The organism is Thalassobacillus cyri, assembly GCF_900107755.1.
Lineage (GTDB): Bacteria > Bacillota > Bacilli > Bacillales > Halobacillaceae > Thalassobacillus > Thalassobacillus cyri.
This window is the reverse complement of record NZ_FNQR01000005.1, coordinates 63,813-88,971: the sequence shown is the minus strand read 5'-3', so window position 1 is coordinate 88,971 and position 25,159 is coordinate 63,813. Positions and strand designations below refer to the sequence as shown.

General features: G+C 42.0%; 23 protein-coding genes. 5 read left to right on the top strand and 18 right to left on the bottom strand.

Annotation, left to right across the window (positions count from 1 at the left end; genetic code table 11):
- Window positions 1-14 precede the first annotated feature (14 nt).
- On the bottom strand, window positions 15-1,286 hold the full coding sequence (gene icd / locus BLV00_RS07870; RefSeq protein WP_093044188.1) for an NADP-dependent isocitrate dehydrogenase: 1,272 nt from the start codon (window positions 1,284-1,286) through the stop codon (window positions 15-17).
- A 154-nt stretch (window positions 1,287-1,440) separates the two neighbouring features.
- Window positions 1,441-2,556 carry a citrate synthase gene (gene citZ / locus BLV00_RS07865; protein ID WP_093044186.1) on the bottom strand — a complete coding sequence of 372 codons (1,116 nt, stop codon included), beginning with the start codon at window positions 2,554-2,556 and terminating at the stop codon, window positions 1,441-1,443.
- Between the two features lie 628 nt (window positions 2,557-3,184).
- On the opposite strand from citZ, the gene ytvI reads away from it, so the two are divergent.
- Window positions 3,185-4,300, top strand: a complete 1,116-nt coding sequence (gene ytvI / locus BLV00_RS07860; RefSeq protein ID WP_245728898.1) for a sporulation integral membrane protein YtvI — start codon at window positions 3,185-3,187, stop codon at window positions 4,298-4,300.
- 76 nt (window positions 4,301-4,376) lie between these two features.
- Here the strand turns inward: ytvI and BLV00_RS07855 are convergent, their stop codons facing one another.
- The 8 genes from BLV00_RS07855 to dnaE form a co-directional block, all read right to left on the bottom strand.
- Entirely contained in the window at window positions 4,377-4,877 is a 501-nt protein-coding gene (locus tag BLV00_RS07855; protein WP_342722272.1) for an FxsA family protein, read from the bottom strand.
- A 5-nt stretch (window positions 4,878-4,882) separates the two neighbouring features.
- Entirely contained in the window at window positions 4,883-6,646 is a 1,764-nt protein-coding gene (gene pyk / locus BLV00_RS07850) for a pyruvate kinase (RefSeq protein ID WP_093044182.1), read from the bottom strand.
- A 57-nt stretch (window positions 6,647-6,703) separates the two neighbouring features.
- A complete protein-coding gene (gene pfkA / locus BLV00_RS07845; RefSeq protein WP_093044180.1) occupies window positions 6,704-7,663 on the bottom strand; it encodes a 6-phosphofructokinase in 960 nt (319 codons plus the stop codon).
- A gap of 296 nt (window positions 7,664-7,959) precedes the next feature.
- Complete coding sequence (gene accA, locus BLV00_RS07840) at window positions 7,960-8,922, bottom strand: acetyl-CoA carboxylase carboxyl transferase subunit alpha (RefSeq protein WP_093044178.1); 963 nt, start codon at window positions 8,920-8,922, stop codon at window positions 7,960-7,962.
- On the bottom strand, window positions 8,919-9,779 hold the full coding sequence (accD, locus tag BLV00_RS07835) for an acetyl-CoA carboxylase, carboxyltransferase subunit beta (protein WP_093044176.1): 861 nt from the start codon (window positions 9,777-9,779) through the stop codon (window positions 8,919-8,921). The genes accA and accD overlap by 4 nt, the downstream gene beginning before the upstream one ends.
- A gap of 78 nt (window positions 9,780-9,857) precedes the next feature.
- Window positions 9,858-10,487, bottom strand: a complete 630-nt coding sequence (locus BLV00_RS07830; protein ID WP_245728896.1) for a FadR/GntR family transcriptional regulator — start codon at window positions 10,485-10,487, stop codon at window positions 9,858-9,860.
- Between the two features lie 114 nt (window positions 10,488-10,601).
- Window positions 10,602-11,837 (bottom strand): NADP-dependent malic enzyme, encoded by a 1,236-nt coding sequence (ystJ, locus tag BLV00_RS07825; protein ID WP_093044174.1) that lies wholly within the window; start codon window positions 11,835-11,837, stop codon window positions 10,602-10,604.
- A 267-nt stretch (window positions 11,838-12,104) separates the two neighbouring features.
- Complete coding sequence (gene dnaE / locus BLV00_RS07820; RefSeq protein ID WP_093044172.1) at window positions 12,105-15,467, bottom strand: DNA polymerase III subunit alpha; 3,363 nt, start codon at window positions 15,465-15,467, stop codon at window positions 12,105-12,107.
- A 150-nt stretch (window positions 15,468-15,617) separates the two neighbouring features.
- On the opposite strand from dnaE, the gene BLV00_RS07815 reads away from it, so the two are divergent.
- From BLV00_RS07815 to BLV00_RS07805, 3 genes are all read left to right on the top strand, one after another.
- Window positions 15,618-15,950 carry a YtrH family sporulation protein gene (locus tag BLV00_RS07815; RefSeq protein ID WP_093044170.1) on the top strand — a complete coding sequence of 111 codons (333 nt, stop codon included), beginning with the start codon at window positions 15,618-15,620 and terminating at the stop codon, window positions 15,948-15,950.
- Complete coding sequence (gene ytrI, locus BLV00_RS07810) at window positions 15,950-16,441, top strand: sporulation membrane protein YtrI (protein ID WP_093044168.1); 492 nt, start codon at window positions 15,950-15,952, stop codon at window positions 16,439-16,441. Before BLV00_RS07815 ends, ytrI begins: the two co-directional genes overlap by 1 nt.
- Before the next feature lie 128 nt (window positions 16,442-16,569).
- Entirely contained in the window at window positions 16,570-16,761 is a 192-nt protein-coding gene (locus BLV00_RS07805) for a YtzJ family protein (RefSeq protein ID WP_245728893.1), read from the top strand.
- Between the two features lie 53 nt (window positions 16,762-16,814).
- On the opposite strand, the gene BLV00_RS07800 is transcribed toward BLV00_RS07805, so the two are convergent.
- A complete protein-coding gene (locus BLV00_RS07800; RefSeq protein WP_093044164.1) occupies window positions 16,815-17,777 on the bottom strand; it encodes a DHH family phosphoesterase in 963 nt (320 codons plus the stop codon).
- 125 nt (window positions 17,778-17,902) lie between these two features.
- Here BLV00_RS07800 and BLV00_RS07795 point away from each other — a divergent pair, with 125 nt between their 5' ends.
- Window positions 17,903-18,202 (top strand): YtpI family protein, encoded by a 300-nt coding sequence (locus BLV00_RS07795; RefSeq protein WP_093044162.1) that lies wholly within the window; start codon window positions 17,903-17,905, stop codon window positions 18,200-18,202.
- Window positions 18,203-18,249: 47 nt separating this feature from the next.
- Here the strand turns inward: BLV00_RS07795 and BLV00_RS07790 are convergent, their stop codons facing one another.
- The 7 genes from BLV00_RS07790 to BLV00_RS07760 all read right to left on the bottom strand — a co-directional run bounded on the left by BLV00_RS07790 (window position 18,250) and on the right by BLV00_RS07760 (window position 25,072).
- Window positions 18,250-19,563: a CBS domain-containing protein gene (locus tag BLV00_RS07790; RefSeq protein ID WP_176791397.1), complete on the bottom strand. Its 1,314-nt coding sequence runs from the start codon at window positions 19,561-19,563 to the stop codon at window positions 18,250-18,252.
- Between the two features lie 747 nt (window positions 19,564-20,310).
- Complete coding sequence (locus tag BLV00_RS07785; protein ID WP_093044158.1) at window positions 20,311-20,991, bottom strand: metal-dependent hydrolase; 681 nt, start codon at window positions 20,989-20,991, stop codon at window positions 20,311-20,313.
- A gap of 36 nt (window positions 20,992-21,027) precedes the next feature.
- A complete protein-coding gene (locus BLV00_RS07780; protein WP_093044156.1) occupies window positions 21,028-22,578 on the bottom strand; it encodes a polyamine aminopropyltransferase in 1,551 nt (516 codons plus the stop codon).
- A gap of 80 nt (window positions 22,579-22,658) precedes the next feature.
- On the bottom strand, window positions 22,659-23,054 hold the full coding sequence (locus BLV00_RS07775) for a DUF350 domain-containing protein (protein WP_093044154.1): 396 nt from the start codon (window positions 23,052-23,054) through the stop codon (window positions 22,659-22,661).
- 20 nt (window positions 23,055-23,074) lie between these two features.
- Window positions 23,075-23,755, bottom strand: coding sequence for a DUF4247 domain-containing protein (locus BLV00_RS07770; RefSeq protein ID WP_093044152.1), 681 nt, complete (start codon window positions 23,753-23,755; stop codon window positions 23,075-23,077).
- 115 nt (window positions 23,756-23,870) lie between these two features.
- Entirely contained in the window at window positions 23,871-24,539 is a 669-nt protein-coding gene (locus tag BLV00_RS07765) for a PspA/IM30 family protein (protein WP_093044150.1), read from the bottom strand.
- 20 nt (window positions 24,540-24,559) lie between these two features.
- Window positions 24,560-25,072 carry a DUF4178 domain-containing protein gene (locus tag BLV00_RS07760; protein WP_093044148.1) on the bottom strand — a complete coding sequence of 171 codons (513 nt, stop codon included), beginning with the start codon at window positions 25,070-25,072 and terminating at the stop codon, window positions 24,560-24,562.
- Window positions 25,073-25,159 lie beyond the last annotated feature (87 nt).

Below are 25,159 nucleotides of genomic sequence, written 5' to 3'. Positions count from 1 at the left end.
TCCCTATCGCTTGATTAGTCCATATTTTTGATTAGTGCATCGCCGAATTCAGAGGTCTTAACTTCTGTAGCACCTTCCATCATGCGTGCGAAATCATACGTTACTGTTTTATTGCCGATAGTCTTATCCATGGATTTGGTAATCAAGTTAGCTGCTTCTCTCCATTCCAGATGTTCAAGCATCAAGACACCAGAAAGGATGACAGATGATGGGTTGACTTTATCTTGTCCAGCATACTTCGGTGCAGTACCATGTGTCGCTTCAAAGATAGCATGTCCAGTTTCCTGGTTGATGTTTGCCCCGGGAGCAATACCGATACCACCGACTTGTGCCGCAAGTGCATCGGAAATGTAATCTCCGTTCAAGTTCATCGTAGCTACAACGTCAAATTCTTTTGGACGAGTCAGGATTTGTTGAAGGAAGATGTCGGCAATCGCATCTTTGACGATAATCTTACCTGCTTGTTCTGCTTCGTCTTGTGCTTTGTTTGCAGCATCTTTGCCATCTTTTTCTACAATGTCATCATATTGGCGCCATGTGAATACTTTATCGCCGAATTCTTCTTCCGCAACTTCATATCCCCATGCTTTGAAGGCACCTTCTGTGAACTTCATGATATTTCCTTTGTGTACCAAAGTAACGTTCTTGCGACCTTCGTTCAATGCATACTCAATAGCTGCACGGACGATACGCTTGGTACCTTCTTCTGAAACAGGCTTGACACCGATACCAGATGTTTCAGGGAAACGGATATTATGTACACCCATTTCATTTTGAAGGAAGTCGATGACTTTCTTCACTTCCGGTGTACCTTTTTGCCATTCGATACCCGCATAAATATCTTCTGTGTTTTCACGGAAAATGACCATGTCTGTATCTTCCGGATGCTTAACAGGGGATGGTACACCTGTGAACCAACGTACTGGGCGTAAACAAGTGAACAAGTCAAGTTCTTGACGAAGTGCAACGTTCAATGAGCGGATACCACCCCCGATTGGTGTTGTCAAAGGGCCTTTGATGGCAATTTTATAGTCACGGATTGTATCTAACGTTTCAGAAGGCAGCCATTCGCCAGACTTATCATAAGCCTTTTGACCAGCTAAAACTTCTTTCCATTCGATACTTTTTTCTCCGTTATACGCTTTATCAACTGCTGCCTCGATTACACGGCTTGCAGCTGCCCAGATATCAGGGCCAATTCCGTCACCTTCAATGAATGGGATTACCGGACGATCGGGTACGTTTAGTACTCCATTTTCTACTGTGATTTTTTCAGCTTGTGTCAATCTCATTACCTCCTAATGTGTTGTTGGTATGTGGATTACATAATTATCATACGATAAATAAAGATTAATAAAAAGGAATAGCCATATGAATCCACGGGTAAAGGGAGTCTTCTCTTTATGACTCCCTTCCTGCTAAAAAATTATAACTTTCTAATTATCGCTGGTCCAGTGATTTATATGTTTGACCTTTCGGACCTACATATTCAGCACGAGGACGAATCAGGCGATTGTTGTCATATTGCTCAAGAATATGGGCCAGCCATCCGGAAACACGACTCACTGCGAAGATTGGTGTGAATAGGTCATGATCCACTCCCAGGCTGTGATAGACAGAAGCAGAATAGAAATCCACGTTGGCAGGCAGGCCTTTTTCCTCTTTGATGTAATCTTCGATTTTAATAGACATCTCATAATATTTAGAGTGACCAGTCAATTTAGTCAATTCTTTGGACATCTCTTTCAAAAATTTTGCGCGCGGATCGCCTTTTTGGTAAACGCGGTGCCCCATACCCATGATTTTTTCTTTGTTGGCTAGTTTTTCTTTGATATATGGAACAGCGTTGTCCACTTCACCAATTTCAGTAAGCATCTTCATTACACGTTCGTTTGCTCCGCCGTGAAGAGGTCCTTTCAACGCTCCGATTGCAGCCGTAACTCCGGAATACACATCAGATAATGTGGCCACACAGACACGTGCTGTAAAAGTAGAGGCGTTCAATTCGTGGTCAGCATGTAGAACAAGTGCTTTATTAAATGCTTCCACCTCAATATCCTCAGGTTCTTTACCGTTAAGCATGTAAAGGAAATTCGCTGCGAAGCTCAACTCTTTCTTCGGGCTGATAGGATCTTGTCCTTTACGAAGACGCGCAAACGCAGTAACGATGGTAGGGATTTTAGCCTGTAAACGTACAGCCTTACGTTTATTTGCCCCTTCTTCCATTTCATCTGCCTCTGAATCATAAAGGCCAAGCATGGATACGGCCGTGCGAAGTGCTGCCATTGGATGGACAGTAGATAAATCGTACGATTTCAGATGATCGATAACTTCATTAGGTAGCTCCATGTTGGAAGCAAGATCCTCTTTGAATGATTTAAGTTCTTGCTCATTAGGTAACTTTTGATTCCATAATAAATAAATAACTTCCTCAAAACTCGAATTTTCTGCTAAATCATCAATATCATAGCCGACATATGTCAGTTGATCATCGATGATAGAACTGATTGATGATTGTGTTGCAATAATACCTTCTAGACCTTTAGTTGCTGTCATACCCATTCTCTCCTTTATTTTTGATGACGCTTTCTAAATATACATTTATTCGAGAAAACGCTTTACCAACAAGCTTTTAATGTGAATAGGAAATCATCCCCACTGCCAATTATAAAACATTCTAAAAAATATGTGAATTGAAACCGGTTAATTTGAATAGATTTTATCATTTTTATGTATTTTAGCGAAATCCAATTGTCATCGATGGTGTTTATCTATGTAACGTTTTGAATTTTCATACAAACCTGAGTAAATATTCGACCGCTCGCATGACGATTTGCGTGTCCCCGTTCCAATCAACAAACCTACGGCAATTCCACTGAAAACACCACTGCAAGATTTCCATGAACAGCTATAGGAAACAGGACAGCTATTATTATGATGGTTATTTCGATATTCATTCCCTTAGCTTCAAAGAAAGGGAATATGCTTTTATTCAGAGGAAGAGAACTTAAGTATTAGAAGGACCAGCAAGAAGTCGTAGATGGAATGATATTTACCAATATTTTGTCTCCGGGTGAAAGACTCTTATTATATCCTATCACAATTAAGAATAAGTATGGTAATAGACCTGGTTGAAAGCTTGATTTGAGGCTTATTATTACAAGGAAGGATCATAAATATGGACATGTCATCCCTAAATAAATTATTTCGCTTTTTAATCGTTTTGTCGATTATATCGTTCTCTCTCATGCTTGCCTATTATGTATTTCAATATGCTTATCCATTTTTGATTGCTTTTGGCCTTGCATTCCTTATGAATCCGATTGTTAATTTTCTTCATCAGCGACTCCATTTGCCAAGAGGAATGTCGGTATTTAGTGTTATCCTTCTGATCGCTGGTATATTCATTGGAATGCTGATTTTACTGGTGGTAGAAATTGCAAACGGAACTACCTATCTGGCGGCAGAAGTACCGGAACATTTCAAATCCCTTGTAAATTATATTCAACTATTCATCTCTTCCACTATTATTCCACTTTATCAACGGCTGCTCTCTTTAATTAGCACACTTGATCCCTCTCAGCAAGATGCCATTACAAGTAATATTCAAGATCTTGGAGAAAAAACCGCACATCAGGGGGCTGCAATACTACAAGACTTACTTCAACGCATTCCACTTGTGCTAAAAGAATTGCCAAACTATGTTTCTGTTTTAATTTTTTCCTTGTTAGGTACATTTTTCATCAGTAAAGACTGGAACAAATTTTCGTACAAGCTATCTAAGAACTTGCCAACCAAAGTAGTATCTTCTTTCTCTGAAGTTCTGCAGGGATTAAAGCAGGCTTTATTCGGCTTCTTCAGAGCACAAGTAATCTTGATTTCTATCACCGGAATAACAGTATTAATCGGTTTACTTCTTTTAAATGTTGAACATGCTCTCACCATTGCACTGCTGACTAGCGTCGTTGATTTAATGCCTTATCTTGGGACTGGACTTATATTCATTCCATGGATCATTTATATGTTTGTAACCGGCAACCATTTTTTAACAATCAGTCTGTCTCTACTTTACATGCTGGTAATCATTCAACGTCAGATGATAGAACCGAAAATACTTTCCACAAATATCGGTTTGGATCCGCTGTTGACACTGATCGCATTGTTTGCCGGCTTTCAGTTGTTCGGATTTTCCGGGCTGATTATCGGTCCTGTAACACTGGTCATTCTCCATACGCTTTATCAGGCAGGTGTTTTCCAGGAAATTTGGCGGTACATTAATGAACATAAAGAAAGTTCCTGAGAATGCTTAAAAAGTCTTACCTTATAAATAAACCTTATAACTTTTTGTACTCGCTACTAGTGATTTAGCATAGCAATCACTTTGGGTATATCGTGATGGTCCCACGATCCATCATCCTTTTAATCAATTTGCGGATCAAACGTTTAATCGGAAGACGCGTTGGTGGTAGTAATAAAAGGAAGCCGATTGCATCTGTGATAAATCCTGGTGTAAGCAGTACAGCTCCGCCTACCAGTATGCAGGCCCCATCCAGAAGTGCATCTTGAGGCACTTGGCCATTCGCCATAGATTGCCGGAAATTATTGATCGTTTCCAATCCTTGTTGTTTTGCCAGCCATGCCCCTATGACACCAGTCAGTATAATCAATAGGACCACCCATAACGGCCCGATGATATTCCCCGCCCACACGAGCAACCCGATTTCTAATGCCGGAACTACTAATATGAATAATAATAACCAACGAAACATTGGCATAATCCTTTCTTGTTCAGTCTTCTTCTCTATTATACGATAAGCTGACTCCAAACCAAAAAGAAAAGGATGATACTGCTCACGTTCTGCAGTATCATCCTTCATGATATTTATAGTACTCCAGCGTGTCCGCTGTAAATATCACCACGTGAACTATCGATGGTCAGGTCGTCTCCGTCTTTAATCAGAGCAAATGCCTCTTCAACCCCAACAATCACTGGTATCCCGATACTCAATCCAACTACAGCAGCATGAGACGTCAAACCGCCTTCCTGCGTAATCAGTCCACCAGCTTTTTCTATTGCAGGCATCATATCTTTATCTGTTCCATAAGTGACTAAAATATCGCCTTCTTCTACTTTGTCCAATGCTTCCTGGGTGCTTTTAGCTACAACTGCTCTACCGTAAGCAGAGCTTTGACCAATACCCTGGCCCTTCGCTAACACGTCACCAATAACATGAACTTTCATCAAGTTTGTTGTGCCACTTTCTCCAACTGGTACGCCAGCGGTAATGATGATACGGTCTCCACGCTTGACAACGCCAGAAGTAAGACCGCGATCAATTGCTTCTCCCAACATATCATCTGTGGTAGCCGCTCTTTTACCTAGTACTCCATGTACACCCCATACCAGTGAAAGCAGGCGCAGCACACGTTCATTGGAAGTGATAGCGACAATGGGAGCCTGCGGGCGATATTTCGATATCATTCGAGCCGTATGTCCGCTTTCTGTTGGTGCTACAACCGCATTAACAGATAGGTTAATTGCTGTATGCGTAACGGATTGGCTGATAGCATCCGTAATCGTCAAATCACTCGTTTTCGAACGTTCTTGGAGAATTGCTTTATAGTCAAGTCCTGTTTCTGTTTTCCTGGCAATATTATTCATCGTTTGCACAGCTTCAACTGGGTAATTACCGGCTGCAGTTTCGCCAGATAACATAATAGCGTCAGTCCCATCAAAAATAGCGTTAGCTACATCTGATGCTTCTGCTCGTGTCGGACGAGGGTTACGTTCCATTGAATCCAGCATTTGCGTCGCAGTAATGACCGGTTTGCCGACTTGATTGCATTTTCGAATCAATTTCTTTTGCACCAATGGGACATCTTCCGCTGGAATTTCTACGCCAAGATCCCCACGGGCTACCATCAGCCCATCACTGGCAGCAAGAATTTCATCAATATTGTCCACCCCTTCTTGATTCTCAATTTTAGGGATGATTTGAATATGGGTAGCATCGTGTTTTTCAAGAAGCTCTCTGATTTCCAGTACATCGGAAGCCCTGCGCACAAAAGATGCAGCAATGAAATCAACATCCTGTTCAATACCAAATTCGATATCTTTAGCGTCTTTTTCAGTAATGCCAGGCAGGTTGACACTGACATTAGGTACGTTGACACCTTTTTTCGTTTTCAACAAGCCGGAATTCAAGACAGTTGTTTTGATTTCATTATTTTCTTTATTCACTTCTTCCACCTGAAGTTCAATTAAACCATCATCCAACAGGATTTTAGAACCTTGATGGACATCATCTATCAGGCCTGGATAGGTTACAGAAATGCGGTCGTTGGTTCCTTCAATTTCATCCATACTGACGTAAAGGGTCTCACCCTGTTCTAATTCCACGCCGCCACCTTGCATGACGCCTGTACGAATTTCAGGACCTTTCGTATCCAAGAGGATCGCTATATTTTTATTGGTCTTCCCGGCTGCCTCACGAATATTTTTAATCCGCTGGCCATGCTCTTCGAAATCCCCATGTGAAAAGTTAAGGCGTGCTACATTCATTCCAGCCTCAATCAGCTTGGTCAACGTTTCTACCTTTTCGGATGCTGGCCCAATCGTCGATACGATTTTTGTCTTTCTAATCATGTTTTTCCTCCTCATTAAAAGCTTCTTTACTTTAGTACTGGCAAATTATGCTTTTCTTTATATAGAAAGTTCTTGAGAAAGCTGATACATTTCCATATCGATGGAGTGTTTTTGATCCAACACTTCAATGATGTCATGATCGACAAGCTTATTATTTTGAATACCTACCATACGTCCCGCTTTACCTGATATCAGAATATCGACAGCTTTAGCACCCAGCCTGCTCGCTAAAACACGGTCAGCAGCCGTAGGAGAACCGCCTCGCTGCGTATGCCCTAAGACAGTGACACGTGTCTCCAGATCAGTTGCTTCTTTAATACGTTGACCAAAATCAAAGCCGCTTCCAACCCCTTCTGCTACAATGATGATACTGTGTTTCTTGCCACGTTCATGCCCCCGCTTCAGGCGCTGAACTACGTCTTCGAAATCTTCATTACGTTCAGGAACAAGAATCGTTTCAGCTCCATCCGCCAAGCCGGCCCATAATGCCAAGTCTCCAGCGTCTCTTCCCATAACCTCAATCACGTATGTACGCTCATGAGAGGTTGCTGTGTCACGAATTTTGTCAATCGCTTCAATAATAGTATTCAGGGCTGTATCAAACCCTATAGTAAAGTCTGTGCCTGGAATATCATTATCGATGGTGCCTGGTACTCCAATACATGGATAACCTTTTTCCGTCAGCTTTTCGGCTCCTCGGAATGAACCGTCACCACCAATGACGACCAAACCATCAATCCCATGTTTCTTTAATTGCTCAATTCCTTTTTGTTGCCCCTTTTCTGTTTTAAACTCTTCACACCGAGCTGAATAAAGTTTGGTTCCACCACGCTGAATGATATCCCCAACAGATCCAAGCTCCATTTTTTCTATATTGCCTTCAATTAGACCTTGATACCCGTATTTAATACCATATACTTCAACATCATGATAGATTGCTTTTCTTACTACTGCACGAATAGCGGCATTCATGCCTGGTGCATCTCCACCACTGGTCAAAACTCCGATTTTTTTCATAACCAATCACCTCTTATTATAGGTTCCATTGCTTCTTTTTTCCCTATCTCAAAATAAATCTAAACTTAACTAATAGCAACATCGTTTCTGTGACAATTTTATGTTTATGCAGCCTACACAAATAAGCTTGACTGTTTGCGAAAAAGATTATACGTGATGCACAAGCGGTTGGCAAACAAGATGACACATAGAGAATAATCCATGGTAAATGAAAGCGCTACCCACCCCTAAAGATACGAAAAGCCGCACATTTATACTAAAGTGCGACTTTTCCCCTATAAGGCAATCTAGTTCAATTATAATGGAAGATCTGTATAATCTCCAATTTTCTTGTATTTTTTCCATCGAGCTTCTAATAATTCTTCTTTACTCAACTTCTTTAAACTGTCCATAGACTTTTGGAGCACTTTATCGATGTTAGCTGCCTGAGCTTCGATATCCCGGTGTGCTCCTCCTCGTATTTCTGTAATGACTGTGTCGATAATCCCTAATTTTTTTAAATCATAGGAAGTGATTTTCATCGTCTCTGCTGCATGCTGCGCCAAGTTTGAATCTTTCCACAATAAAGCAGCCGCTCCTTCTGGAGAGATTACCGAATACGTGGAGTTTTCCAACATATGGATATGGTCACCAACACCAAGTGCCAGGGCACCACCGCTGCCACCTTCCCCGATAACAATACAAATAATTGGAACTTCAAGGCCGGCCATTTCCATTAAATTACGTGCGATCGCCTCGCTCTGGCCTCGTTCTTCTGCCGCTTTACCAGGATAAGCGCCTTTCGTATCAATAAAGCAGATAATCGGACGATTGAATTTATTTGCCTGCTTCATGAGCCGCAATGCTTTACGGTAACCTTCCGGATGAGGCATGCCAAAATTACGACGGAGGTTTTCTTTTGTACCCTTCCCACGCTGATGTCCTATGACTGTAACAGGCATACCTTTATATTTAGCTATCCCTGCCACGATCGCTTCATCATCTCCATATAACCGGTCGCCATGCAATTCGATGAAATCCGTGAACATCGCATGGATATATTCCGAGGTTGTCGGTCGCTCAGGGTGCCTGGCTAATTGGACCCGATTCCAAGGCGTCAATCGATCGTATACGTCCTCTTCCAGGTTTTCCAGACGCTGCTCTAAAGTTTCGATCTCCTGACTGAGATCCATTTCACTTTCTTCTGTGAGCCTTTTCAATTCTTCAATTTTCCCTCTGAGTTCGACCACCGGTTTTTCAAAATCCAATACTTGTTTCACGAAATTTCACCTCCCGGTTGATGAATACTTAAAATAGTTGCTAACTTACTTTTAAGTTCATGACGGTGAATCACACCATCTAATTGACCGTGCTTCAACAAAAATTCTGCCGTTTGAAAATCTTCGGGCAGTTTTTCACGGATGGTTTGCTCAATAATTCTTCTGCCAGCAAATCCGATCAATGCGCCAGGTTCCGCGAAGTTAAAATCCCCAAGAGAAGCAAAACTGGCAGATACTCCACCTGTGGTCGGGTGAGTCATGACTGAAATCATCAGACCGCCATCAGCATGGAGCCTTTGAATAGCGACAGATGTCTTTGTCATTTGCATTAAACTCAGCACGCCCTCCTGCATTCTGGCTCCACCTGATGCAGTGAAAATAATAAAAGGGATTTTTTCTTTGCGAGCCTGTTCGATTGCATTGGCAATTTTTTCACCAACTACCGATCCCATACTGCCCATACGGAACCGGGCATCCATGACAGCGACAGCTGTTTCATAATTTCCAACCTTTCCTTTCCCTGTAACAACCGCTTCATTCAAACCTGTCTTTTTGCGGTCCTTTTCAAGCTTAGCTTCGTATTCAGGAAAGCCCAGAGGGTTGGTGGACACCATATACTTGTCCCATTCTTCGAAGGAATCCTTCTCAAAAAGACTTTCGATTCTTTCATACGCGTTTTGCTGGTGATGATGGTCACAATGAGGACAGACATTCAAATTTCTTTCTAATTCTTTCCGATAATATATTTTGTTGCATCTTGGACATTTTTGCATCACCCCTTCAGGTACTTCCTGTTTCCCTTCCTGGCTTGGGATGGATGCGTACTTGCGTTTTTTGTTAAATATATCTCTAAGCATCAAGGCTATTCCTCCTTTGGGACAAAACTTCTTTAATCCAATGTAGCGGAAAACGCTCAAAAAATTTGTCGTTCTATGTCAATTTTCATTCGACAAATTAAGCTCTTTTTCATACCAGCTCCTAAAGCCGTGGAGATTTTTCTTCTCCATTCCCTCGGTCACATTATGGTAAAAGGATGCCTGGAAATTGAACTCATGTACCGTATTGGCAAATCCATCAATCAACTGCCACATTCGATTCAATAATTCATTACCTGATAACTCAAACAAATATTGAAAAAAAGCATGGTGCAGCATCGCTTTATTTTGCTCATAATCACTTAAAATCTTATTCAGATCTTCTATATGATCTTGTTCCAAGTCTGCCATCACCTGGTGGGTGACTTCAATTTCGAGCATCATCTTAGCCGTGGCTAATTCTTCTTTAGTCCTGGCCTCATGCAATATAAAGGTCGATAGCAGTTCCACCATATGATACGGCCGGTAGTTACGCATAAAGGTACCTTCGCCCCTTCTGGTTTCAATCAACCCTAACAGTTCCAAAGCGCGAAAGGCTTCCCTGATAGAAGAACGACCGACATTCAGAAGCTCACTCAATTCGCGTTCAGAGGGAAGTTTGTCTCCAGGGCCTAGCTGGTGTTGTTCAATATACATTTTTATTTGGTGTAATACTTCTTCATATACCTTTACTGTTTGAGACCCGGACAATGTGATGCCACCCCTTTACTCCAACACCTAACTGCTATTATTCCCAAAATAGAGAAATAGGTTCATTTATGTAAGTGGGAGAAAGGCAGCATACTCTCTCCCTTCCCCTTAATTTTATTCATCAATCATGGTAAGTTTTCTCGTTTTCTCAGCTACTTCTTCAGGATCTACGTGAAGACGCGCTACTCCGGATTCCATAGCAGCTTTCGCAACACTTGCTGCCACTTTCGGTGCCACACGTGCATCGAAAGGAGCCGGAATGACATAGTCTTCGTTCAATTCTTCAGCTGTTACAAGAGACGCAATCGCTTCAGCTGCCGCTATCTTCATTTTTTCATTGATCCGTGTCGCTCTTACATCAAGCGCACCACGAAAAATACCTGGAAATGCAAGGACATTATTTACTTGGTTAGGAAAGTCGGATCTGCCTGTTCCAATCACACGTGCCCCGGCAGATTTTGCATCCTCCGGCATAATCTCCGGGTCAGGATTGGCCATCGCAAAAATAATCGGGTCCTCATTCATGGACTCAACCATTTCTTTCGATAACAAACCACCGACAGACACACCGATGAATACATCAGCATCCGTCATTATTTCCTCTAGGGATCCCTCTTGCTTATCTTTATTGGTGATTTTTGCAATTTCATCTTTTACATCGTTCATTCCATAATTACGCCCTTCAAAGATGGCCCCTTTAGAATCGCACATAATTATGTCGCGTACACCAAAATGATACAGCAGCTTGATAATGGCGATGCCCGCAGCTCCAGCACCATTAGCTACTACTTTTATATCGGAGAACGACTTTCCCACGATTTTTAAAGCATTCATCAACCCCGCCACGGTTACAATGGCTGTCCCATGCTGATCATCGTGGAAGATTGGAATATTCGTTTCTTTTTTTAATTGTTCTTCAATAATGAAACAGTTAGGAGCGGCGATGTCTTCTAGATTCACGCCCCCGAATGTCGGTTCCATCAGTTTGACAGTATTTACGATTTCATCCACTTTATTGGTATCTAGACAGATTGGGAAAGCATCTACTCCGGCAAAACTTTTAAATAATGCAGCTTTCCCTTCCATGACGGGCAACGAAGCCTCCGGGCCGATGTTTCCTAAACCCAGTACAGCTGACCCATCACTTACAACAGCCACCATATTCCCTTTCATTGTATAATCATAAACCGATTCTTTATGGTCATAGATCTCTTTACATGGCTCTGCTACTCCCGGGGAATAAGCAAGGCTAAGATCTTTAGCGTTTTTAATAGGTACTTTTGAATGGGTTGCTAATTTTCCTTTATTGACACGATGGATATGTAAAGCCTCATCTCTTAAATTTGACACCTGAAACCGCTCCTTTATAAACAATAAATATGGATAAATTCATAGATAAATTCGAGTGGTCTGACCACCATGGTTAGACTCCTTAATTATAACAGATGATATATAGGTGTAAAGCAACACCCTTTACATCGACTATTATTAACTTTAAAACCCAGCTTCCTTACCCTTTGAAGCTGATCTTACGACTGTGTTGCAACCCTGCTGCAGGGAGAATTGAGGTGAAAACGAGCTCAGCATACCATAGCCTGGACGCTGAGCTTCATCAAGTTATTTGGTTTGAGCTGGAACAACGGAATCTTTACCGAAATAATCATGTAATGCATGCAGACATTCCCTAGAAAGGTTTAGATAATAGTCACTGGATAATCGATAGGTTTTCCCCTTTTTTGCATTATGAACAATAACAGGCGTATTGCCTGGGAAATGATCGGCAACTTGTCGAATCGCCTGTAAGGCGTCAAATTCTTCTTGTTCTGACAACCGGATGAACAGCTTTCTGGCCGTATCATCCCCATCTTCGATCATATTTTCAGAAAACGGCTCAATAGCAGAAAGCAGCCACTGCAACTGGTTTTTCCTATTTTCAATATTCCCTTCAAAACAGATCAGCATCTCTTCTTGCAGCCATGGTCTTACTTTCCGGTATAATTCGGGAAAGATGACGGACTCCGCCTCTCCTTGGTCGTCACTTATGGTCATGAAAGCCATGGGGTCGCCCCTCTTTGTTCTAATTTGTTTAATATGATCAACAACCCCGCAGGATTTCAAATGCTTCTTCTGCTTTAACGATTCCATTTGGTTCAATGAAATAAAACCGTTTGCGCGGAGCTTATTACGATAATCTTCCAAGGGATGGCTTGACATGTATGTTCCGAGAACTTCTTTTTCCAAGGTTAGTTGTTTAAGCCGAGTAAATGGTTCGGTTTCTACATAGTTAACATCTAAGATCAGATCATCCTGAAAAAAAGAAGGCTGGTCATCAAACTCCTTGAACAACTCACCTTGTTCTATTGCCTGATCGATACTTGCAAGCAAACTGGCGCGGTTAGGATGAGTTTCATCAAAAGCACCTGCCAGGATCAATGACTCAATCACTTGTCGATTGACAGCTTTTAAGGGAACTCTTAAACAAAAATCAAAAATATTTTTAAACGAAGCTTGCTTTCGTGCATCTATTATCTCTTGCACCGCTTGATACCCTACACCTTTAATCGATAACATCCCCATCTGGATGTTTCCCTTTTTCACTCGGAAACCGGCATAGCTGTTATTGATCGATGGCGCTGTCACCTTCACACCAGACTCTTTTGCTTCCCGGATGTATGCTGCCAGTTTTTCGTGATTGCCTGCATTGGAATTCATGAGCTCTGCCAGGAAGTAGGCGGGATAATGAGCTTTCAAATAAGCAAGCTGATAGGAAATCATACTGTAAGCTACAGCATGGCTGCGGTTGAATCCATAGTTAGAAAATTTAACGATCCAGTGGTAGATTTCTTTAGCAACTTCATCCTGATACCCCTTTTTCCTTGCCCCATCCAGGAAAGCAGCTTGCTGCTCAGCAATCAACTCCTGCTTTTTTTTACTGACAGCCCTTCTTAAAACATCGGCCTGCCCAAGCGAAAAACCTGCGATTTGATTGGCTACCTGCATAATTTGTTCTTGGTAAACCAGTACACCAAAAGTTTTCTCTAAAATTGGCTCCACATCAGGGTGAGGGTATTCCACAGGAGCTCTACCGTGCTTACGCTCGATATAAAGTGGAATATATTCCATCGGACCTGGTCGGTACAAAGCGTTAACAGCTATAACATCTTCAAAACGATTCGGTTTTAATTTTTGAAGCACGCCCTTCATCCCCTGGGATTCTAATTGGAAAATACCATTCGTCCTTCCTTCCCTCAATAATTGATAAGTCGCCTCATCTTCGTAAGGAATCGAATCAAGAGAAAAGTCACGCCGCAGAGAGCGGACTATATTGGCTTCAATTCGTTCTAAAAGAGTCAGGTTACGCAACCCTAAAAAATCCATTTTCAACAAACCGATGGTTTCTAAATCTCCCATGGCAAACTGAGTAAGAGGAACGCCTTCATGTCCAGCCATTAATGGAACATTTTCTGTAAGTGGAACTTCACTGATTACCACTCCAGCCGCGTGGGTCGATGTATGCCTGGGCAAACCTTCCAGCTTGGCGGCAATTTTGAATAGCAATTGAAGCTTTGGCGATTGACGTATATACATAGCCAGTTCTTCCGATTGCTTAACGGTGCCTACTATTGTTTTGTCGCTGCTTACGGAAAACTCTTTTAATATGAAAGCTGCATCCTGTTGATCGATACCAATGGTTTTGAATAATTCACGCAACAGACTCCGTGCCGCAAACGTACCAAATGTGATGATTTGGGCAACGTGGTCCGAGCCATATTTTTGAGTGACGTACTGAATCACTTCATCTCTACGGTGATCGGAAAAGTCAATGTCGATGTCGGGCATCGATATGCGCTCCGGGTTAAGAAACCTTTCGAACAGCAAATCGTAACGAAGCGGATTCACTTCTGTAATTCCGAGTAAATAAGCAACCAATGAACCAGCGGCTGATCCACGCCCTGGCCCTACCTTGATATTTTGCTGCTTCGCATAAGTGACGAAGTCCCAAACTATCAGGAAGTAATCACTGAAGTTCATGGAAGTGATAACCTTCCATTCATATTCCAGTCGCTTAACTGCCTGTGCTTTTTCACTGTCTTCTAATTGTTCGATTGCCCGATCACAGATTTCTTTTAAGTACTCATCAGCGGTCTTACCTTCAGGGACTGGAAAAGAAGGGATTCGTTGCTCATTCAAGGGCAATTCTACCTTGCATTGATCAGCGATTTGTTCGGTTTCTTTTAATATTTCAGGCCACCATTCTGAAAATAACCGTTCCATTTCCTGGGCTGTTCGTAAATGCCGCTCTTTACTTTCCCCATCCCTATCTCCAGGAGACCATCTTCTGCCTTCCCTCATTGCTGTTAAGCAATCAAAAGCCTCGGCATCTTCTCGTTGGAGATAACGCACATCCTGCAACGCGACAGCCCGGGCACCATGGTCTGCTACGAACTGTTTCAATCGGTCATGCAGCTTGCGCTCCCGCTCCAAATGATGATCCTCAATTCCTAAATAAACACTTGAGTCCTCAAAAGCACCAGTCCATTTAGTCAGGAAGTCATGAGCTGCGTTCTCATTTCCGACTTCAAGATATTGGGCTACTGGTGAATCGACAGCAGGTAAAATTGAAATTACCCCGGCCGTATAGTTATGTAAAGACTCTACATCTACAGCTTTATTTTCCCCTGATTGTATGTAGCTGCTCAATCTAAGCAAATTTTTGTAGCCCGAAAGGTGCTTGGCTAATAATACGGTGGAAAAAGTCTGATCATTTATTTCCACTTTGACTATCATACCAAGAATCGGACTGATTCCTTCTTTTATACAGGCCTGGTAAAATTCTACGGCGCCATGCATGACCCCCTCGTCTGTCAAAGCTAGAGAGGTGAATCCATTTTGTTTCGCCGACTGAACTAATTTATTGATGGTTATACTGCTCTTCATCAAACTATAGCCACTGCGGACTTGTAAATGCGTAAACGACATTCTGATCACCTTTCTTCCCTATCTATTATTATAGCTGATTGTCAAAGGGGAATGAAACCACACCGCATACCTTGTCTTATGATTTCATATATTTAATAGAACTATGTAAAAGGTCAGGACGGGAAGAATCGCAAGAGAGGGTTGGTAATTGTGGAAGAACGTTTGATTGTTTCCATGATTCATGTTTTTTTTATTGCTTTTGGAGTCATGGTTGGTGGAGCTTTTATCGGGAGTCTGGGCAGCCTTTTAACTGGTGAAGCTCCGTATACCTCCATGGTGAGAATTTCAAAAGGATTGAGGATTTGGGCGATAGTAGCTGCGATCGGCGGGACATTTGATACGATTGCACGTTTTGAAAAGGGGATATTAGATGGTTCTACGTTTGATATGTTCAAACAAATAATGGTCATTGTTGCTGCCATGGGTGGCGTAAAAGCAGCGCTGTTATTTTTTCAATGGATTTTGCAAGAGGATATCACCTAATGCATATACCCACATATTATAAACGGAAAGGCTGGCAGCGCTTTTTCGCCGGGATGATAGTAGGTGGAATTATAGGTTATGGACTTTTACTGTATGTAAGCGGAAGCCTGCTGGAACATTGGGTGGAGGAGAACATTCGTTTAAGAGGGAAATTGACAGAGCTTGAATCGGCCTATGAAGGTCTGTTGGAAACACAGGAAGAGAAGCAAGAACAGTTCACCATCCAGCAGATAGAGATAACCTTTACGAATGACAAACGATTACAGATGGACCGATTGACAAAACATCAATTAGAAACATTGATTAAGGCAGAGATTGAGGATGTGATAGGAAAGGACGTTGAAGAAATCGGTAAAAATCGGGAATTTTTAATCAAAGCAATCGAGAATAAACAATATCGAATTGATGACTTTACCTATCAGGTGGAAGTTATTCAACTTATTATTTACAGACAACTTAGCTTAGAATTAAGTATTTCCATTGATACTTGACCATGGAAAATGAAATTATGACAAAATGATGAAATTTTCAGAAAAATGTAGCGGATCTCTGCTGAATTTTATACAATAGAGTTAGATAAATAGCAATCCAAATCAAAGGGGTGAGTGATATGTTGATCATGGACCGTCATCGCCAGGTGGAGGAAAAGATTTCACAGCTTATGAACGGTTACACCGCATACGCAGAAACTGATGAACTCATCCGGCTAATGAAAAGGGATGTAGCCAGACGCCAGCTCAATGTCTTTTTCGACCGCACCGATACGGGCTGCTGGTTCATTCCGGTTGATCCAGGTGAGTCGAAACATTAAAAGGTTGAACCCTCACGAACCTATATCAGGCTCGGAGGGTTATTTTGTGTACATTACCCCTGTTGATTTTCCCGCTTATACTTCCTGCATACTTCTTCCAATTCATTTGTTATTGCTTCCGTTTCTTCCCAGGAATGTGCAGAAGCACCAGCTGCCATTGGATGTCCCCCGCCATTATGATTGGCGGCCACGCCATTGATAATTGGACCTCTTGAGCGTAATCGCACACGGATTACATCGTCTTCTTCGACGTAAAATGCCCAGGATAGAACTCCTTCAACATCCCCAAGGATACCTACTAACTGGCTGGTTTCCAATACGGTCACCCCATACTCTTCCATGACATCTTTTGTAATACGGATAGTACTCAACCCGGACGATGATACCGTGAAGTGCTGGAGAATGTAACCCTTCAGCCGGACGACATTCATCTTAGTGTTATACATACCGTCATATAAATCCGGACGGTCAAAAGGATAACGAACCAGATCAGCAGCATACTTCAATGTCTTTGTTGTTGTGCTTGGAAATAAAAACCTTCCAGTATCTCCTACAATTCCCGCATACAAAAGACGAGCACCCGCCTCTGTCAACTTCAACCCTTGCTTTTCAAATTCCAGGTAAAATTCATAAATCAACTCACTCGTTGAGCTGGAATCTGTATCGACCCACTGGATATCCCCGTACTGATCGACATTCGGGTGATGGTCAATTTTAATTATTTCTTTTCCCTGGGTATAACGTTGATCGTCCACCCTTGCCTGATTGGCAGTATCGCATACAATTACAAGGGCTTGTTCATAATCCTGATCCGCCACTTCATCCATCCCTATCAGGAAATTTAAAGAGGGATCTTCTTCCCCGGTGAGCAGCACCGTCTTCCCCGGAAAACTTGCCTGGATGATCTCCTTTAAGCCACCGGTAGAACCTAGGGCATCAGGATCCGGTCTTACATGCCTGTGAATAATGATTTTCTCGTATTCTGTGATCTTTTCCAATATCTTTGTTTTGCACATATAATTACTCCTTACCTCGCATGGTTACTTACTATTTAATCATAGAAATCCAATAACAGGTAGCATATTTGATTAAAACAAGCTACAATAGTATTGATTTCAGACAACATTAGGGAGTAGATTTCATGCTGATATTTTCCACTTTGATTCTTGTTTCACTAATTTTATATATTTATTATAAAGTAAATATAACCCGGACCCGTGACAGATTGACTCAGCTTTATTTCAATGGAAAAGCCAGGATTTGCCTTGGAAGCTTTGTATTCTTTTTTGGTATCAATCAATATCTCTTCTATGAAACAAAACTATCGCTTTATATAGGCATCGTGTTCCTTGTATTAGGTGGCATGCAGATGTACTTCGGCTTTAAAAGCTCTCGCCATTACAAAAACGAGTACCAGAAACAAGAAGCAGCTTCCAACTGAACAGGATAGGAAAGGCAGCGCATAAAAGCGCTGCCTTTTTAGCTGTCTCACCGGTCGATCAGTTGTGCCATTAACAGGGCTTTACCCACCAGTGTCTTTTCATGATAGAGCTCAACGTCTACCTTAGCGAATTTACGACCGACTTCCATGATTTCCGGTTTGATTTCAATGACACTCTCAATCTGAACAGGTTTGATAAAATAAACCGATAAGTTTTCTACCACCAGGTCACCTTTTTTGTACTTTCGAAGCAGCCGGCTGCTTGCTTCCGTTACTAGTGAAGTGAATACCCCATAGGAAAGGCTTCCCAGCTGATTGGTCATTTGTGGGGTGACAGCAACCTGGAACAGCATATTATTACCTTCTTCTCCGATTACTTCCACCTGTTTGCTTACCAGATCATCTATTGTTTCTCCAACCTGTGGCTGCCGCTGAATGTGCTGCAGGGCTTTCAAAACATCCTGCCTGGAAATCAGCCCTTGCAGTTTATGGTGCTGGTCAACTACTGGCATGATTTCAATTCCTTCCCAAACCATCATATGAGCAGCATTGGCCAGAGATGTTTTGGTTTGCACCGTCATTGGATTTTTTGTCATTACTTTATCAATGACTATACTCCTGTCTTTTCCAATGACATCTTTCGAAGTTACCATCCCCACTACACGGTTGTTTCCATCGACGACTGGATACCTGCTGTGTGAAGTAGCTTCATTCAATTCATGCCAATTTTCAACGGTATCTGTTGTTTTCAAATAATAGGATTGCTCAAAAGAAGTATAGATATCCTCGACCAGCACAATTTCTTTTTTGATGAGCTGATCATAAATCGCCCGATTGATCATAGCTGCTACAGTAAACGTATCATAACTCGTTGAAATGATCGGCAATTTCTTTTCATCAGCCAGCTTCTTGACACGCTCTTCTGTGTCAAATCCACCGGTAATCAAGACAGCAGCTCCTTCTTTCAATGCTAATTCATGAGCATTCGTCCGGTTTCCGACTATCAGTAATGACCCTGCTTCTGTATAGCGCATCATCGCTTCCAGCTTCATCGCTCCGATAACGAATTTATTCAATGTCTTATATAAACCTTCTCTGCCCCCAAGTACCTGACCATCAACAATATTGATAATTTCCGCAAATGTGAGGCGTTCAATGTTTTCTTTCTTCTTTTTTTCAATTCGAATAGTCCCGACACGTTCAATCGTACTTACCAGGCTTTGATTTTCAGCTTCTTTAATAGCTCTGTATGCGGTTCCTTCACTGACATTCAGTTCTTTTGCTATTTGGCGTACGGATATTTTATTGCCCACGGAAAGTGATTCAATAAATTGCAGGATCTGTTCATGTTTCGTAGCCATTGTCATTCACCATTCTTTCTAACTGTACTAGTGTTTATGTATCTAATTGTTATTATACAGATGATACAGTCTTCCTGCAATTTTTTACAGAAAATCCATCTTAGGGCTGCTTGCTTTTATTGGCAAAAATTTCAATTTGCATTTTTATTGGCTAATTATCAGATTCAACTTATTAGCCGAATTGTGGAAGACTCAGTTTCCAGGTGATTAGGTCCGTTTCCGAGACAGTGGAAAGAGTGGCTGGGAAACGGTTCGCTTTCCAGCTTCATCCCCTAGACACTCGCGGCATAAGCAGTCCATCAACGGGAAGAAAGAACCCTTCCCTTTTGCTGGTCTGTTTATGCGTGGCGTGTCTCCCAAGGCGATTACGCATTTATTTCTTTCCAGCTTCATCCCCTAGACACTCGCGGCATAAGCAGTCCATCGGGAAGAAAGAGCCCTTCCCTTTTGCTGTTCTGCTTATGCGTGGCGTGTCTCCCAAGGCGATTACGCATTCATTTCTTTCCTGTGGGATGAACATGAGCGGTGAGATATCGCAAGGTGAAGTCTGAGAAAGCTCACCACATTCCCACGAAAAGCGAGTGTTTTCCCTGCCTTCTAAACGCTCTTCACCATACCGGAATAGCTTCTCTTGAAACTGAGTTTTCAATTAAAGGGAGCTTTAATTGTGAAATTAACAATAGGATTTAACAGTGCCATTCCTATAAAAAAACCGTCACTTTTGGAAGTGACGGTCAGGATAAACTATTATAATTCGATGGATTCACCTACTTCTAACGCTTTACCTGTCCCAGGGCTCACTTTGTCAGCGAAGGCTTTCCCATCCTGATTGATCAGATCGAAGGTGTTATAGTGGATAGGTACTACCTGTTTAGCATCCAGCCATTTTGCAGCGACCAATGCGTCATCTGGTCCCATCGTGAAATTATCCCCAATCGGTATGAATGCCAAATCAATTTTATTTAGTTCACCAATCATCTTCATATCACTGAATAAGCCGGTATCCCCAGCGTGAAAAATGGTTTTACCACCTACCGTCAATAAAATCCCAGTAGGCATACCAGTGTAGACGGTAGTTCCATCCTCTTCGGTGTAAGAAGAACCATGAAATGCCTGGGTAAACTTAACTTTGCCAAAATCGAACTCATGAGATCCGCCGATATACATTGGATGAGCATTCACGCCTTTATTGCCAAGGTATTCCGCCAACTCGAACGGAGCTACCACTAGCGAATCATTACGCTTGGCGATATCGACTGTATCACCGACATGATCATTATGACCATGGGTCAACAGGATGACATCTGCTTTAACTTCATCGGCGTTGAGATCCGTATTTCCATTCCCGGAAATGAATGGATCGAACAAAATTGTTTTCCCATTCACTTCCACTTTTACGACAGAATGACCATGGTAAGTTGCTTTCACACTATCCTCTCCTTCACAGAAAAATTACTTTCTCATTTAATAATTATCCCAAGCTTGCTCATATTTTTCAATTAAATGAGGATTGATCAATGTATTGGGTTCCAAGGAAACCCTATTCCCTTTCCGGTTGATTATTTCCCTGTCTTCATCTTTTCCAAACACCGTGAAAGCACGGAGAAGATCCCCGGTGAGGTAAGTTGTTTCAACAGAGATATCGAGATTTTTCAGTTCAATTCTTTCCCGTGACGCCATGATAAACCCCCAGTTACCGAAGCTCGGAATATCGAGGTGGAAGTTTTCCGTCTCTAATCCAGTGGAGCGGATGGTTTCATCAATCGTCCAATAGACTTCCGTAGCAAAGACGGGGCTTGTCGCCTGAATCATTGCTGCTCCTCCTGGGCGAAGATGGTTCCTAATAAGTGAATAAAATTCACGCGTATACAATTTATTCAGGCTCTCATTGTTCGGGTCAGGAAGATCGATAATGATAACATCGTAAAATCTATTCCCCTTCTCCAGAAACTCGAAGGCATCCTTGTTGTATACCGTTACTTTTTCATCTTTCAACGCCCCTTCATTTAGCTGTAGTAAATGATAATTGGTGTTGGCCAAATCAGTAACAGCAGGATCCAAATCAACCAAAGTGATATCTTCTAACTGTTTGTATTTCAATAATTCCCGGACTGCAAGGCCATCTCCTCCGCCGAGGACCAAAACATTTTTCGCCTCCTCGGCCTCTGACATCGGAGGGTGGACGAGTGTCTCATGATAACGGTACTCATCAGAAGAACTGAACTGCAGAGAACCATCGAGGTACAAACGAGTGTCTCCTTGTTCTTTGGTGAGTACTATTTTCTGATAGGCACTATTTTCGTTAAAGATAATTGGATCTTTATATAACTTCTGTTCAAAGGAAAACGCCATTTCTTCCCCAAAGAACAGTCCTGTCAGCAAAAGCAGACCGATGACAGTTCCAGCCAGAATATGTATCTTTAACTTAGCAATTTCTTTACGGAATAAATAAAGAACAACCAATGCTACTGACAAATTGATTAATCCAACGAAGAATGCACTTTTCACCATGCCGAGCTGCGGGCGGAGCAAGAAAACGAACAAAAGCCCGCCAATAAGCCCTCCAGCATAGTCAGAAAACAATACACGAGCCGTACTGCGATTTAATCCTACTCCGATTTCGTTCGCTTTCCGGATAAGAATAGGAAGTTCCAGCCCAGTCAACGCCCCGATTAGCAATGTCACCGAATACAGAAACAATGCATCTGTGCCATCTGGTGCGAATGCTGTCATGCCAAACATCATGAAGCTTGAAAAACCACCGATTAAAGCTACCATGAACTCAATCCAGATAAAAGCTAAGATCAACCGCTTCATCACTCTTTCACTGATAGACGCACCAATCCCCATCCCTGTCAAGAACAGGCTGATTGTCAACGTATATTGTTTTACGCCATCCCCCAGTATGTAAGAGCCCAAAGCTCCAAATAACACCTCAAAAATAATTCCACAAATAGAGACGATACCTGAAGCCCAATAAATGAAATGGCTCTGTTTGATAGCTTCTTGTTGCATAGTTGATCACTCCGATAAACAAATATGAAGAAAAAAGGGGTGTCTCCGCAGGGCAGAGACACCCCTTTCTAGGGTTTAACTTATGTAATGGAAGCGCCAATTACGAAAGCTAAACCAATGGAAACTCCAATTGAGATGATTCCGACAGCAATATTGTTATCTTTCAGCATTGTTTCAACTGAAAATTTCCTTGTGAACATTTCAAATAGGAAGTAGGCAAGCATTTGGAGGACTACCCCATAGGCTCCCCAAATCAAAGTGTCCCACAATGTCAAACTATGATAGATAGCAAATGAGAGAATGATACAAATCCCGATTATTTTTCCAGCAATAGATAAAGCAACCGCAGTATTGCCCTGTCTAACTTCTTCCCAATCCTTATATTTCGTAGTTATCACTTCAAATACTCCCAGGCCGATCAATACGACAATGACAGCAATAACAAAATAAGCAAAAGTAGCAATGAATGGTCCCATACTATCAACCTCCTAATAGATTATTTTCCTGCACCGGGTCCTCCGCCACGCCCTGTAGAGCCCCGGAATGTACCTGTATCTCCCGAACGATAACCCCCGTACATAGTGTAACCGCCATAGCAATCATTCGACGCCCGGCAACGCCCAGCCTGATTTTTAGCCCAATTACTTGAATTAAGCATTCTGTTCAATACAGCATAAGTTAATAGGCCATTAAAGAATCCAGGTGTATAGTGATTGCGGACAAATTGATCATTCGACAGCTCAATGAAGACTACGCCTGGTTCTTCTTCGCTTTCCTTCATAATTACAAAATGATCGGGATAAACAAGTACTTGTTTATTATTGTTGTAGTCACTTTTCTCATCCGGCTTTAGTGTTTCAGCTAACAGATCTGCCAGTTCTGGTATCCTGAATTCCCTCGTGACATAAACTCTGGAAATACCTTCGTCTGTACGAACCGTATCTATTAAAGGAAAATGATTGCTTACAAGTTCTTCTGCATCAGAGGGCTCAGATTGCTGCAAAGAGGAGATGATACTTTCTTTTGATGGCTCTTCTGGTAATTCGTCATATGTAATAGCTGGATCTGAAGACGAGCTTGAAATCCCTCTTGATCTGTCATCATTGCCGCCAAAAACATTCATGAACAGGACGATAATGATGATTCCAAAGCCAAATAAAACAAGATAATCCTTCATATGGGTTCCTCCTTCCTGGAGAAAGTTTCATGAACTCATGGATAAGGGCCTGACATTTAGTCAGACCCTCCCTCCATAGCTCAAATATCTCTTTTAACTATGATCAGCTGACAAGTTATTCTTTACCCATTTTTTTCTTCAATGCCGCCAATTCGTCGTCCACTCCGTTCTTTTCCAGAGCTTCGAATTCATCGTCAAGAGATCGGCTGGCCTGCGACATGTCTTCGCTTGTTTCAGCTTCAGCTTCATGTTGAAGAACTTTTTCTTCCATACGCTCGAAACCTTTACGTGACTCATCGCCTCCAATACCGGACATTGTTCGATTCATTTTTGTTCTTGTTTTTGCCGACTCTGCACGTGCCTTCAGGGAATCTTTCTTCAACTTCATTTGCTGGTATTCCTTTTTCATTTCATCTAACTTTTCACGTAGACTGTCTGCATCTGATTTTGCTTTTTCCCACGATGCCTGCAATTGCTCCGCTTGCTCCTGCTGGCTATTTTTATCCTCAAGCGCACGACGGGCAAGATCTTCGTTGCCTGTCTCTATCGCTTGCTCTGCCTGCTTCATTCGCTTGTCGACAAGTGCCTGGGCATCATCGAACTTACGCTTCAGCATTTTTTCATTGGCAATCTGCTTGGCGACAGCACTTTCCGCCTCGCGAATATCATTCTCCATATCACGCATGAATTGATCCAGCATTTTCACCGGGTCTTCTGCTTTATCCAACATGGAATTCAATTCCGAATTCACTACCGTTTTGACGCGTTTAAAAAATTGGAACATATCTAATTTCCTCCTTTAAATTAATGAGAACCTGCTATGATCTTAATATCATAAGGTTCAATATCGTAACCATGACTAACTTCCGTATCACTTCCCCAAGCTTCTACACTGAGATAATCAGTTTCATCGTCAGCGATATAATCCGCATAGGAAATACTCTGGCCATTGACATTCGCGCTTCTTCCTTCACCGACTACTCTTGCATCCCCTTCGCCATCTTTATGATAGGTTTTTCCTTCATATTCCAAAGTATCGGGAAAAGGCTTAGACACTGGAAGCTTGATGGTACGGTATATTCCTAACTCTAACTCATCGTCCATCTCCGCTGAGAGCCAAATCGTCGAGTGGCCTTCAAGCAATTGATAGCCGAACCATTCATAGGCATGTTCCCTGTAAGTAATTTTTCCAACCACTTCATAATCCACCAGGTCATAGTTTACAATGTCCCCTACTTGAATGTTCAACGGGGTACGTTCCTTCACTGCTGGTGCCTTTGCTTTTTTATTTGAAAATAAACGTGAAAACAGTCCCAGGACCGGTCACCTCTCCTTCCTGATAACGCTGCGTTACTTTCTTATACGATATAACGAAAAGAAAGTTTCATTTTTCATTATAATTTT